The sequence below is a fragment of the Aquamicrobium terrae genome (genome assembly GCF_040545735.1).
Taxonomy (GTDB): domain Bacteria; phylum Pseudomonadota; class Alphaproteobacteria; order Rhizobiales; family Rhizobiaceae; genus Mesorhizobium; species Mesorhizobium terrae_A.
This window is the reverse complement of record NZ_JBEPML010000003.1, coordinates 331,677-343,836: the sequence shown is the minus strand read 5'-3', so window position 1 is coordinate 343,836 and position 12,160 is coordinate 331,677. Positions and strand designations below refer to the sequence as shown.

The following is a 12,160-nucleotide window of genomic DNA, read 5'->3' as shown; positions in this document are numbered from 1 at the left end:
GACAAGCTGATGATCGGCCAGTCGGCCACGGGCATCTATGTCGCCCACGCCATCCTGATCCTCGGCATCCTCATCGTCGCCTTCCCGATCTACTACACCTTCGTCGCCTCCACCCACACCTTGCAGACCATATTGCGCCCGCCGCTGCCGCTGCTGCCGGGGCCGGAATTCTGGAACAACTACTCGCAGGCGCTGTCGGGCGGGGTGAACCGGATCGGCGGGGTCGGCGTCGATACGCTGCTGGTCAACACCACGGTGATGGCACTCGGCATCGCCATCGGCAAGATCGTCATCTCGATCCTGTCGGCCTATGCCATCGTGTTCTTCCGCTTTCCGCTCAGGATGACCTTCTTCTGGATCATCTTCATCACCCTGATGCTCCCGGTCGAGGTGCGCATCCTGCCCACCTACAAGGTGATGGTCGACCTCGGCCTCATCGACACCTATGCCGGGCTCATCGTGCCGCTGATCGCCTCGGCGACGGCGACACTGCTGTTTAGGCAGTTCTTCATGACCATTCCGGGCGAACTGGTCGAAGCCGCCCGCGTCGACGGCGCCGGGCCGTGGCGCTTCTTCTTCGACATCCTGCTGCCGCTGTCGCGCACCAACATCGCGGCGCTGTTCGTCATCCTCTTCATCTACGGTTGGACGCAATATCTGTGGCCGCTTCTGGTCACCAACAGCAACAGCATGAACACCATCGTCATCGCGCTGCGCAAGATGATCTCCTTCGCCGACGCCGACACCCAATGGCACCTCGTCATGGTGACGGCGATGCTGGCCATCGTGCCGCCCATCCTCGTGGTGGTGGCGATGCAGCGCTGGTTCGTCAAGGGTCTGGTCGAGTCGGAGAAATAGGAACAATGGCGACAGTCGATCTCAACGATGTGCGCAAGGTCTATGCCGGCGGCGTCGAGGCGGTAAAAGGCGTCTCGATCGCCATTCCCGACAAGGCGCTGTGCGTGCTGGTCGGGCCTTCGGGCTGCGGCAAGTCCACGCTGCTGCGCATGATGGCCGGGCTGGAGGCCATCTCCTCGGGCACGATCTCCATCGACGGCAAGGTCGTCAATGAGATCGGCCCGACCGACCGCGACATCGCCATGGTGTTCCAGAACTACGCGCTCTATCCGCATATGAGCGTCTACGACAACATGGCCTACGGCCTGCGCAACCGCCGCACCCCGAAGCCCGAGATCGACAGCCGCGTGCGCGCCACCGCCAGGACCCTCGAACTGGAGCAGCTTCTCGACCGCAAGCCGCGCCAGCTTTCCGGCGGCCAGCGCCAGCGCGTCGCCATGGGCCGCGCCATCGTGCGCAATCCCAAGGTGTTCCTGTTCGACGAGCCGCTTTCCAATCTCGACGCCAAGCTGCGCGGCCAGATGCGGGTGGAAATCAAGAACCTGCAACGCAATCTCGGCGTCACCTCGGTCTACGTCACCCACGACCAGCTCGAGGCCATGACGCTGGCCGACATGCTGGTGGTGATGAATGCCGGCCTGATCGAGCAGATCGGCGCGCCGATGGACGTCTACGAAAAGCCGGCCTCGACCTTCGTCGCCGCCTTCATCGGGGCGCCGCCGATGAACCTGCTGGCGCTGGCGCGCGAGACGGACGGCACGGCCACGGTGATGGGCGGGGCGAGGATCGAAGGATCGATACCGCAGCATGCGGCGATCGTCGGCCTGCGGCCCGAGGATGCGCTGGTCTCGACCCCGCAGTCGCCTCAGAAGGGCGCGCTCTCGCTGCCGGTGACGGTGGAGGCGGTCGAGCCTGTCGGAATGGAAAGCTTCCTGCACTGCGCCACCGGCGGCGAGCGCATCGTGGTGCGGGTGCCGGGCCGCAGCATGGTCCAGCCCGGCGACACGCTGGAAATCGCAGCCGGCCTCGACCGGCTGCATTTCTTCGACAAGGACGGCAAGCGGGTCTGAAACCCGTCTGCCCCATCCCGTATCAGTTGGCGATGCGGCGGGCGAACTCGGCCAGCGCCTTCTGGTAGATCGTGGCGCGGTTCCAGTCGTTCCAGTGCCTGTAATTGACTTCGCCCGGACCGTATCCGCCACCCGGCTGCCAGCCATGGCCGCGCAGGAAGTTGGCGGTCGAGGCCAGCACGTCGGCGCGCGAGCGGATCAGGTCGCGGCGGCCGTCGCCGTCGAAGTCGACGGCATATTCCAGATATTTCGACGGCAGGAACTGGGTCTGGCCGAGTTCGCCGAAGCCGGCGCCCTTCATCTGGGCGGCCGAGATATAGCCCTTCTGGGCGATGATCAGCGCCGAATCCAGCTCGTTGGTGAAGAAGGCCGAGCGGCGGCAGTCATAGGCCAGCGTCGCCAGCGGGCCGAACACGCCCTTGTTGCCGGAATTGGCGCCGAAGCCCGTCTCCATGCCCCAGATGGCCAGAAGAACCTCCGGCTGCACGCCGTAGCGCTGCTCGATGCGGCGCAGCAGCGAAGCCTCGGACTTCATGTAGCCCTTGGCCTTCTTGACATAGGAGGCCGGCGCGCGGCGGTTCATGAAATCCTCAAGGCTGCCGCGGAACGCCTTGTGCTGGGCGCGATCGATCTTGATGACGCCGGTCTCGTATTTGATGCCCTGCAACGGCCGCGTGTCGATGCCCCTCGCCTTGGCGTCGGCCGCATAGGCATCCACCCACGCATTGAAGCCGCTGCCGTCGTTGCCGCACTTGCCGGCCGCCTGCGCCGCGCCGGCCGTTGTCAAGGCGGCAAGCGCCGCCGCCGCAAAAATCCTTCCCTTGGCAAGAAATGCCATATCGGTCTCCTGAGTGCCTGAATCACGTCCCCGCGCGAATTTGCCAGTCAAACGTGTAATTGTCATCGCCGTTCCGGCAAGCTGCGCCTGCAAGGCGGGCTCTGTGCAGGCGGAGTTCGCTCTAAATGTGGCAAAGCGGCCCGCCGGCAGGAACGCAGCCATTTACCCTATCCGCGATTGAATTGCATCGGCGATTCAACTTCCCGGCCGCATGCGCTACATGATTCCGACGGGCCAACCCGGCAGGACAGGCATGACCGCTTCTTCACGCGCTTTTGATCGATACCGCCGCTCGGCCGGAGAAAAAGCCACCCTGCCACGGCTTTTCGTCGGCCTTGCCGTGGTCGGCCTCGCCTGGGTGGCGACGACGCTGGCCGCCATCGGCGGCGGCGCCTATCTCTTCGCCTTGCGCCGCATCGATGCGGGCGAGCCCGCCAGCCCCGACCTGATGACCCACTTCATCGCCTCGCCGGGAGGCGTGGCGGCCATGCTGCTGTCCTTCTCGGGGATATGGATCGGCCTGTGGCTGGCGATGCGCTTCCTGCACCGCGAACCGCTCTCCGCCCTCTACGGCCCAGGCCGCCGCCTGTCGCGCAGCGGCTTCGCCAGGGGCTTCATCGCCGTCCTCGTCACCTCGATGCTTTCGGAAGTGCTGATCTACCTGCTGCGGCCGGAGCTTTCCCGCGGCGCCATCCCGGTCGAGACCTGGCTGCTGTTGCTGGCGCCGGTGGCGGTGCTTACCCTCATCCAGACCTCGGCCGAGGAAATGCTGTTCCGCGGCTACCTGATGCGCGGCCTTGCCGCCCGTTTCGCCAGCCCGCTGGTCTGGTTCGTGCTGCCGGTGGCCGTCTTCACCGTCCTGCACTGGGGCGCTTCGGCCAACCCGGCGGTGCATCTGGCCGGCCTCCTGTCGATCGGCGCCTTCGCGCTGGTGCTGGCGGCGACGGTATGGCTCACCGGCAATCTGGGCGCCGCCTTCGGCGCGCACCTTGCCAACAACCTGTTCGGCTTCGTGCTGATCTCGCATCAGGAAACCTACGGCGTCTTCGCACTCTTTTTGGGCGCATCGCTGGAGGGCCCCGGCTGGACCCCGCTGCATGCCGTGCTGCTGACCCTGATCGGCATCGCCGGCAGCGCGCTCACCCTGGTCCTCCTGATCCATCCGCGCTCGCCATTGAAGCTGGAAGCCGATGCGGCGGCGGCGGCGGATACCGCCCGGTCTTGACTCCGGCCGGTTTTTCCTGTCTACAGCCCGCAATTCTGCGACAAGTCTTCTTTTCGCGAAGCTGACCGGGGCGCCGTGGCCGTCATGACCACAAGCCGATCCCGGAGGCCAACACCCGGCAGCGCGATGCGCCCCCGGGTGCTTTTCGGCTTTGGTTTCGCTTGGAGAAGGACCGGAGCGGCACTACCTCTCGTCCATCCACGGACGGCAGGGAAAAGGAAGAGACATGTTTGAATCGCTGCAGGAACGCCTTGGCTCGATCCTGAACGGCCTCACCGGCCGCGGCGCGCTGTCGGAGGCCGATGTCTCGGCCGCGCTGCGCGAGGTTCGCCGCGCCCTGCTGGAAGCAGACGTGGCGCTCGATGTCGTGCGCTCCTTCACCGACAAGGTGCGCGAGAAGGCGGTCGGCGCGGCGGTTCTCAAGTCGATCAAGCCCGGCCAGATGGTGGTCAAGATCGTCCATGACGAGCTGGTCGCCATGCTAGGCGAGGAGGGCGTGCCGATCGACCTCAACGCGCCCGCCCCGGTCGTCCTCATGATGGTCGGCCTGCAGGGCTCGGGCAAGACCACCACCACCGCCAAGATCGCGCGCCGCCTGACCGACCGGCAGGGCAAGAAGGTGCTGATGGCCTCGCTGGACACGCGCCGGCCGGCCGCGCAGGAGCAGTTGCGCCAGCTCGGCGAGCAGGTGAAGGTCGCCACGCTTCCCGTCATCACCGGCCAGTCGCCGGTCGACATCGCGAAACGCTCGGTGCAGGCGGCCAGGCTCAGCGGGCATGACGTGGTCATCCTCGACACCGCCGGCCGCACCCACATCGACGAGCCGCTGATGGTCGAGATGGCCGAGATCAAGGCCGCCTCGAACCCGCACGAGATCCTGCTGGTCGCCGATTCGCTGACCGGCCAGGACGCGGTCAACCTCGCCCGCAATTTCGACGAGCGCGTCGGCATCACCGGCCTGGTGCTCACCCGCATGGACGGCGACGGGCGCGGCGGCGCCGCCCTTTCCATGCGCGCCGTCACCGGCAAGCCGATCAAGCTGATCGGCACCGGCGAGAAGATGGATGCGCTGGAGGAATTCTATCCCAAGCGCATCGCCGACCGCATCCTCGGCATGGGCGACATCGTCTCCCTGGTCGAGAAGGCCGCCGAGACCATCGACGCGGAAAAGGCCGCGGCGATGGCCAAGAAGATGCAGTCGGGCAAGTTCGACCTGAACGACCTCGCTGACCAGCTTGGCCAGATGCAGAAGATGGGCGGCATGGGCGGCATCATGGGCATGATGCCCGGCATGGGCAAGATGAAGGACCAGATGGCTGCCGCCGGTCTCGACGACAAGATGTTCAAGCGCCAGCTCGCCATCATCTCCTCGATGACCCGGGCCGAGCGCGCCAATCCCGACCTTTTGAAGCACAGCCGCAAGAAGCGCATCGCCGCCGGTTCCGGCACCGATGCGGCCGAGATCAACAAGCTGCTCAAGATGCACCGCGGCATGGCCGACATGATGAAAGCCATGGGCGGCAAGGGCAAGGGCGGCGGCATGATGCGCGGCCTCATGGGCGGCCTTGCCTCCAAGATGGGGATGGGTGGCCTGATGGGGGGCGGAATGCCCGACCTTTCCAAGATGGACCCGAAGCAGATCGAGGCGCTGAAGAAGCAGGCGGAGGCCGCCGGCCTCGGCAAGGGGCTTTCCGGGAGCCTTCCGGGCGGCATGCCCGGTGGTCTTCCGGGTCTGCCCGGCGGCATGAAACTGCCAGGCCTCGGCGGCCTGCCGGCCAAGAAGAAGTGAGGGGACGATGAGCGAAGAGAAAAACCTCGACGAGGCCAAGCGCCTGCTCGCCGGCTACCGCGCCTCGATCGACAATATCGACGCGGCTCTCATCCATATGCTGGCCGAGCGCTTCCGCTGCACCCAGGCGGTGGGCGTCCTCAAGGCCACCCACGGCCTGCCGCCGGCCGATCCGGCGCGCGAATCCCAGCAGATCGAGCGCCTGCGGCGGCTGGCCAACGACGCCCATCTCGATCCCGACTTCGCGGAGAAGTTCCTGAACTTCGTCATCCGCGAGGTCATCCGCCACCATGAGCATATCGCCGCCAATGGCGGTGCCTCCCAACCCGGCTGACCATCGGCCGGAGCCACACAGACCCAATCACACCTACCCAGACATCAGAGCTTTAGGAGAAAGAAAATGGCACTGAAGATCCGACTGGCCCGCGCGGGCTCCAAGAAGCGTCCCTACTACCACATCGTCATCGCCGACGTGCGCAGCCCGCGCGACGGCCGTTTCATCGAGGCCGTGGGCGCCTGGAACCCGATGCTGCCCAAGGACGGCGAGCGCGTGACCATCGACGCCGACCGTGTCAAGCACTGGCTCGACAACGGCGCCCTGCCGACCGACCGCGTCGCCCGCTTCCTCGACCAGGCCGGCATCTCCAAGCGCGACGCCCGCTCGAACCCGACCAAGGGTCAGCCCGGCAAGAAGGCGCAGGAGCGCGCCGCCCTGCTCGCCAAGGCCCAGGAAGCGGCCGCCGCCGCAGCTGCGGCTGCCGCCGCCCCGGCCGAGGCCAGCGCCGAGTAAGGCACCCAGCTTCGTTCACGCAAAAAGGCTGCGCCGGGCGATCCGGCGCAGCCTTTTTTGTCGTCCGGCATCATGCCGGGGGCTCATGCATTGCCGGGTCAGTAGCCGTCGTAGTAGCGATCATTGTAGCGGCGGCTGTAGTAGCGATCATCATAGCGCCGCCCGTAATAGCGGTCATCGTAGCTCCGGCCATAATAGCGGTCGTCATAATTGCGCGGGCACTGCGCGACATAGACGCGGCCGTAGCGGTCGCGGTAGCGGCAGCGGTTCGGCTCGTTGGCGGATCCGATCAGCGCGCCGGCCACCGCGCCCACGGCACCACCCACCAGAGCGCCTTCGGCGCGATTTCCGGGCGAGGCGACAGCCGATCCGATGGCAGCGCCACCCAGACCGCCGATCGCCGCACCCTGTTCCGTCTGCGAGCATGCGGCCAGCGGCACGAGCAGACCCATAAGCACGATCAACTTCTTCATTGTCTCAACCTCTCGCGGACAATTGCTGTCCCTCACCACCGCAGATAACGAACAAAAACGAGATTCGATCCGGGGCGGCGGCGGAATCCATGGCAACCGGATCATGAATGGCGGCTGAACGCGATTTCCGGCATCCGGCAGGCCATGCGAAGGTTGACAGGGGCAAGGGTCCTCGTTTATGAGCCTGTCACAACTTCGGCGCGCTCTTGGGCGCGCTTTTCAGTTACGCCCGCAAAGGGCCAAATTGACGGGCAGTACCATGAAGATCAAGAACTCGCTCAAGGCGCTGAAGGCACGTCACCGTGACAACCGCCTCGTTCGCCGCAAGGGCCGCATCTACATCATCAACAAGACCGACCCGCGCTACAAGGCCCGCCAGGGCTGAGACCGGCGCCGGCCGGGCGCAGGGCTTCGGCTCTGGATTTCCGGTTGCGCAACTCACGCGAAATTCAGTTTGACCGGGCGCATGACGGGGTTAGATTCCCTTTCATGCGCTTTGTCGTTCTCATCGGCGTGACGTTACTGTCGCTGGGCGCCGCATCCCTTGCGGCCGTTGCCGACGATGCTGCGCTTCCCAACGGCACCGCCTCCGGCGATACCGTCGAAAAGCCCGCTGAAAACCATGCGCAGAGGCTCGACCGGCTGTTTGCCGAACTGAAGCGCGAGGGCAACCCGCGGGCGGCCGAGCGCATCGCCCGCCGCATCCAGCGGGAATGGTCGCAATCCGGCAGCGCCTCGGTGGACCTGATGATGGAATGGGCGCAGAAGGCGGCCGCTTCGCAGAAATACGACGTGGCGCTCGACTTCCTCGACCAGGTGGTGACCTTGCAGCCGGATTTCGCCGAAGGCTGGAACCGACGCGCCACCCTGCACTACACGATGAAGAACTATGCCAAGTCGATGGCCGACATCGACCGCACGCTGAAGCTGGAACCGCGCCATTACGGCGCGATCTCGGGCCTTGCCCGCATCATGTCCGACACCGACCGCAAGGAAGCCGCCATCGACGCCTGGCAGCGCGTGCTCGACATCTATCCGGCCCTGCGCGCCGCGCAGGATCAGCTTTCGACGCTTTCCGAGGAAGTGGCCGGCCAGAGCATCTAGAGCGGCCCGCGCGGTCCCGCGCGGCAGCTATGGAAAAACGGCAGCCCGGGTCATCCGGACTGGCGTTTTAAGGTCGGGTCCGTCGTCCTTACTTGCCGCCGCCATCCGCGCCGATGCTGGCGATGCGCAGCATGTTGGTGGCCCCCGACGTGCCGAGCGGCACGCCGGCGGTGATGATGATGCGATCCCCCACCGCGCCGAAATTCTCGTGCAGCGCGATGCGGCAGGCGCGGTCGACCATGTCGTCGAGGTCCTTTGCGTCCTCGGTCACCACGCAATGGGTGCCCCAGGCCAGCGACAGGCGCCGGGCCGTTTCGAGGATCGGCGACAGCGCGATGATCGGCACCTTCGGCCGCTCGCGCGCGGCGCGCAGGCCGGTGGCGCCCGAGGCGGTGTAGCTGACGATGGCCGACAGTTCGAGCGTCTCGGCGATCTCACGCGCCGCGAAGGAAATGGCGTCCGGCCCGGTCGCCTCCGGCGTCGAGCGTTGGGCGTTGATGATGGCCGGATAGGTCGGGTCCTTCTCGACCCGCTCGGCGATGCGGTTCATGGTGGCGACGGCCTCGACCGGATAGGCACCGGCCGCCGATTCCGCCGACAGCATGATGGCGTCGGCGCCTTCGAACACGGCGGTCGCCACGTCGGACACCTCGGCGCGGGTCGGCACCGGGGAGGAGATCATCGATTCCAGCATCTGGGTGGCGACGACCACCGGCTTGCCGGCCCTGCGGGCGGCGCGGGTGATCTGCTTCTGGATGCCGGGCACGGCCTCGGGCGGCATCTCGACGCCGAGGTCGCCGCGCGCCACCATCAGCGCGTCGGTCAGTTCCATGATCTCGGAAAGCCGGGCCACCGCTTGCGGCTTCTCGATCTTGGACAGCAGCAGCGCCCGTCCCTTGGCGATCTGGCGCGCCTCGACCAGATCCTCGGGGCGCTGGATGAAGGACAGCGCGATCCAGTCGACGCCGGCTTCCAGCGCGGCATCGAGATCGGCGCGGTCCTTCTCGGTCAGCGCGCCGACCGGCAGGTCGGTGTCGGGCAGCGACACGCCCTTGCGGTCGGAAATGGAGGTGCCGGCCACCACCACGGATTCGATGGAGCGGCCGTCGCACTTGACCGCCTTCAATTCCAGCTTGCCGTCGTCGATCAGCAGGCGATGGCCGGGCTGTACGGATGCGAGGATTTCGGGATGCGGCAGGTGGACGCGCGTGGCATCGCCCGGGGCGGGATCGGCGTCGAGGATGAAGGTCTGGCCGACGGCGAGCGTTTCCTTGCCGTCGGCGAAGCGGCCGACGCGCAGCTTCGGGCCCTGCAGGTCGGCCAGGATGCCGATGGGGCGCCCGACCTCGGCCTCGACGGCGCGGATGCGGCCGATCAGCGTGCGCATCAGCTCATGGTCGGCGTGGCTCATATTGATGCGGAAGACGTCCGCACCGGCTTCGAAGAGTTTCCTGAGCGTGGCCTGCTCGGAGGAGGCGGGCCCGATTGTGGCGAGTATCTTGACCTTGCGGCTGCGTCTCATTGACCGTTTTGACCGTTGGTTGCCGGGGACGAGGCCCCGTCCGTTGTAGGCTGCTCGGTCAACTGGACCATCCAGCTTGACTGCTCGCCGGTGTCGTATTCCTGAAAGCCGGCCCGCTGGAAGCCCCGTGCCACGCAGTCGGTGACGCCGGCGATCTTGAATTCCTTTTCCGCCACGCACATGTTGATCGGGCCGTCCCAACGGCCGCCGCGCTCCGCGTCTTCTGCATAGAGATAGTAAAACCTCGATGACAGCGGCCCCTCGATCAGCGTCTTGCAGCTCGACGCCTCGATGTGCCACCAGCCCTCGGTGATCCAGCCCGCCTTGGCGCGATAGCCGATGCCGACGCCGACCAGGCTCTGCGTGGCGTTGCAGACCCTGAAATCGGCATGGGCCGGTGCCGCCTGCGCCAGCAGGGCCAGCGGCACGGCGGCAAACGGCAATGCGGCCATCAGCGCGCGGCGCGCGCTGCCTGTGCCGGCACGGACCTTGTTCCTACCCCTCAGCATCGATCTCTTCATGTGCTTGGCCCCTTTTCGGCAAAGTCCGGGCGTATGTCAACGCGCCGCCGCCTCGAAATCCAATCGATTTAAAAGCGGAGCGCGCGGGTCGTTCGTCGCCCGGGGCGGAATTCTGGCAAAAACCTTGTCCAAACCACGGCATTGCAAGGATGCCCTCTTCGTGGGATGAAACCGCAGGGTTCCGCTTTCGCGAAATCGCGGAAACTCTATCTTCCAGTTTCCACGCAATGGCGAACGGAAAATCGGTTCCCACTTTTCCTGCTATTGCTCTATCACCCAGCCCGGAACGAAAAACGGACCTTTCCTTCCAGCCATGACCCGATCCACAGTTTTCGCCCCCTTCGACCTGGTTGAAGGCGACGTCAGGCGCGGCATCCTGCTGGTCGCAGACCATGCACGGCGTGACCTGCCGCAGGATTACGGCACGCTCGGCCTGCCGGCAGCCGAGTTCGAGCGCCACATCGCCTATGACATCGGCGTCGAGACGGTGACGCGCGAACTGGCCGCCCTGCTCGGCGTGCCGGCGGTGCTGGCCAATTTCTCGCGCCTGCTCATCGACCCCAATCGCGGCGAGGACGACCCGACCCTGATCCGCCAGCTTTATGACGGCACCATCATTTCGGGCAACTATCCGCTTTCCGAAGCCGAGCGGCAGCGCCGGCTCGACATGTTCTACCGGCCCTATCACGATGCCGTCTCGGCCGCGACCGCCGCCGTGGCCAAGGCTTCGGGGCGCGCGCCCTTCCTGTTTTCGGTGCATTCCTTCACTCCGTCCATGCAGGGCATCGCCCGGCCATGGCATGTCGGCGTCCTGTGGGACCGCGACGACCGCGTGGCCAGGCCGCTGATCGAGGCTCTGGCCGCCGACGGCGCGCTGGTGGTGGGCGACAACGAACCCTATGACGGTGCGCTGCGTGGCGACACCATGTTCCGCCACGCCATCGTCAACGGCTATCCGCATGCGCTGATCGAGATCCGGCAGGACCTTGTCGCCATGCCCGAGACGGCGCGTGGCTGGGCGCAGCGCCTCGCCCCCATCGTTGAAGCCATCGATCGCCGTCCCGATATACATGAGGTGCGCCGCTACGGCTCGCGCACCGGCCCGGTATAGATCGAGGAACCGACAGGCCGAGGTTCAAGGCAGGAGAGATTGCGATGACCGACATCAGCCAGGACAAGCAGCGCGATTTCGAGGCGGCCGCCTTCCGCCGCCTGCTCCAGCATCTGCGCGAGCGCACCGACGTGCAGAACATCGACCTGATGAATCTTGCCGGCTTCTGCCGCAACTGCCTGGCCAACTGGTATCGCGAGGCGGCCGAGGGCGACGGCGTGGCGCTGTCGAAGGACGAGGCGCGCGAGATCGTCTACGGCATGCCCTATGACGAGTGGCAGGCCCGCCATCAACTCGAGGCCACCGACGCGCAGAAGGCCGCCTTCGAGCAGAACCGGCCAAAGGATCATTGATCCGCGCTGATACGGGTCAGCCGCGCCGGGCCGCCTCGATCGCCGCGACGTCGATCTTCTTCATCTCCATCATCGCGTCGAAGGCCCGTTTCGCTTCCGCCCCGCCGGCCGCCATCGCTTCGGTCAGGACGCGGGGCGTGATCTGCCAGGAGACGCCCCATTTGTCCTTGCACCAGCCGCAAACGCTCTCCGCGCCGCCATTGCCGACGATGGCGTTCCAGTAGCGGTCAGTCTCTTCCTGATCGTCGGTGGCGATCTGGAACGAGAAGGCTTCGCTCTGCTTGAACGTGGGCCCGCCATTGATGCCGATACAGGGGATGCCAAGGACGGTGAATTCGACCGTCAGCACATCGCCGGCCTTGCCGGACGGGAAGTCGCTGGGCGCGCGGCGAACGGCGGTGACCGCGCTGTCGGGAAAGGTCTCGGCATAGAAGCGGGCCGCAGCCTCGGCCTCCTTGTCGTACCACAGGCAGATCGTGTTTCTGGCAATTGCCATTGTTTTGTCC

Annotated in this window: 14 protein-coding genes and 1 pseudogene; 10 read left to right on the top strand and 5 right to left on the bottom strand. The window is 66.0% G+C overall.

Annotated elements, in window-relative coordinates:
- Positions 1–9 precede the first annotated feature (9 nt).
- Together ugpE and ABID37_RS06905 are read left to right on the top strand one after the other, a co-directional pair.
- Positions 10–858 (top strand): sn-glycerol-3-phosphate ABC transporter permease UgpE, encoded by an 849-nt coding sequence (ugpE, locus tag ABID37_RS06910; RefSeq protein ID WP_354193565.1) that lies wholly within the window; start codon positions 10–12, stop codon positions 856–858.
- A 5-nt stretch (positions 859–863) separates the two neighbouring features.
- Complete coding sequence (locus ABID37_RS06905) at positions 864–1,928, top strand: sn-glycerol-3-phosphate import ATP-binding protein UgpC (protein WP_354193478.1); 1,065 nt, start codon at positions 864–866, stop codon at positions 1,926–1,928.
- Between the two features lie 22 nt (positions 1,929–1,950).
- Here ABID37_RS06905 and ABID37_RS06900 read toward each other — a convergent pair whose 3' ends face one another.
- Complete coding sequence (locus ABID37_RS06900; RefSeq protein WP_354193476.1) at positions 1,951–2,766, bottom strand: lytic murein transglycosylase; 816 nt, start codon at positions 2,764–2,766, stop codon at positions 1,951–1,953.
- Between the two features lie 253 nt (positions 2,767–3,019).
- On the opposite strand from ABID37_RS06900, the gene ABID37_RS06895 reads away from it, so the two are divergent.
- From ABID37_RS06895 to rpsP, 4 genes are all read left to right on the top strand, one after another.
- Positions 3,020–3,991: a CPBP family intramembrane glutamic endopeptidase gene (locus ABID37_RS06895; RefSeq protein ID WP_354193475.1), complete on the top strand. Its 972-nt coding sequence runs from the start codon at positions 3,020–3,022 to the stop codon at positions 3,989–3,991.
- A 226-nt stretch (positions 3,992–4,217) separates the two neighbouring features.
- Positions 4,218–5,780 carry a signal recognition particle protein gene (gene ffh, locus ABID37_RS06890; protein ID WP_354193473.1) on the top strand — a complete coding sequence of 521 codons (1,563 nt, stop codon included), beginning with the start codon at positions 4,218–4,220 and terminating at the stop codon, positions 5,778–5,780.
- Between the two features lie 7 nt (positions 5,781–5,787).
- Positions 5,788–6,114: a chorismate mutase gene (locus ABID37_RS06885; RefSeq protein WP_354193471.1), complete on the top strand. Its 327-nt coding sequence runs from the start codon at positions 5,788–5,790 to the stop codon at positions 6,112–6,114.
- 66 nt (positions 6,115–6,180) lie between these two features.
- Entirely contained in the window at positions 6,181–6,570 is a 390-nt protein-coding gene (rpsP, locus tag ABID37_RS06880; protein ID WP_354193470.1) for a 30S ribosomal protein S16, read from the top strand.
- Between the two features lie 218 nt (positions 6,571–6,788).
- Here the strand turns inward: rpsP and ABID37_RS06875 are convergent.
- Positions 6,789–7,043: pseudogene (locus ABID37_RS06875) on the bottom strand (YMGG-like glycine zipper-containing protein); the annotation flags it as partial.
- A 259-nt stretch (positions 7,044–7,302) separates the two neighbouring features.
- Between ABID37_RS06875 and ykgO the strand changes: the two are divergent.
- Both ykgO and ABID37_RS06865 read left to right on the top strand, forming a co-directional pair.
- Positions 7,303–7,428, top strand: a complete 126-nt coding sequence (gene ykgO / locus ABID37_RS06870; RefSeq protein WP_035022199.1) for a type B 50S ribosomal protein L36 — start codon at positions 7,303–7,305, stop codon at positions 7,426–7,428.
- Between the two features lie 104 nt (positions 7,429–7,532).
- Positions 7,533–8,147, top strand: coding sequence for a tetratricopeptide repeat protein (locus ABID37_RS06865; protein ID WP_354193468.1), 615 nt, complete (start codon positions 7,533–7,535; stop codon positions 8,145–8,147).
- A gap of 88 nt (positions 8,148–8,235) precedes the next feature.
- Here ABID37_RS06865 and pyk read toward each other — a convergent pair whose 3' ends face one another.
- Entirely contained in the window at positions 8,236–9,669 is a 1,434-nt protein-coding gene (pyk, locus tag ABID37_RS06860; RefSeq protein WP_354193466.1) for a pyruvate kinase, read from the bottom strand.
- A complete protein-coding gene (locus tag ABID37_RS06855) occupies positions 9,666–10,121 on the bottom strand; it encodes a DUF1036 domain-containing protein (RefSeq protein ID WP_354193564.1) in 456 nt (151 codons plus the stop codon). The genes pyk and ABID37_RS06855 overlap by 4 nt, the downstream gene beginning before the upstream one ends.
- Positions 10,122–10,503: 382 nt before the next feature.
- Here ABID37_RS06855 and ABID37_RS06850 point away from each other — a divergent pair, with 382 nt between their 5' ends.
- Both ABID37_RS06850 and ABID37_RS06845 read left to right on the top strand, forming a co-directional pair.
- A complete protein-coding gene (locus ABID37_RS06850; protein WP_354193464.1) occupies positions 10,504–11,301 on the top strand; it encodes an N-formylglutamate amidohydrolase in 798 nt (265 codons plus the stop codon).
- A gap of 44 nt (positions 11,302–11,345) precedes the next feature.
- Positions 11,346–11,654 carry a DUF1244 domain-containing protein gene (locus ABID37_RS06845; RefSeq protein WP_354193463.1) on the top strand — a complete coding sequence of 103 codons (309 nt, stop codon included), beginning with the start codon at positions 11,346–11,348 and terminating at the stop codon, positions 11,652–11,654.
- Positions 11,655–11,670: 16 nt separating this feature from the next.
- Here ABID37_RS06845 and ABID37_RS06840 read toward each other — a convergent pair whose 3' ends face one another.
- Positions 11,671–12,144: a VOC family protein gene (locus tag ABID37_RS06840; RefSeq protein WP_354193563.1), complete on the bottom strand. Its 474-nt coding sequence runs from the start codon at positions 12,142–12,144 to the stop codon at positions 11,671–11,673.
- Between the last annotated feature and the right edge of the window lie 16 nt (positions 12,145–12,160).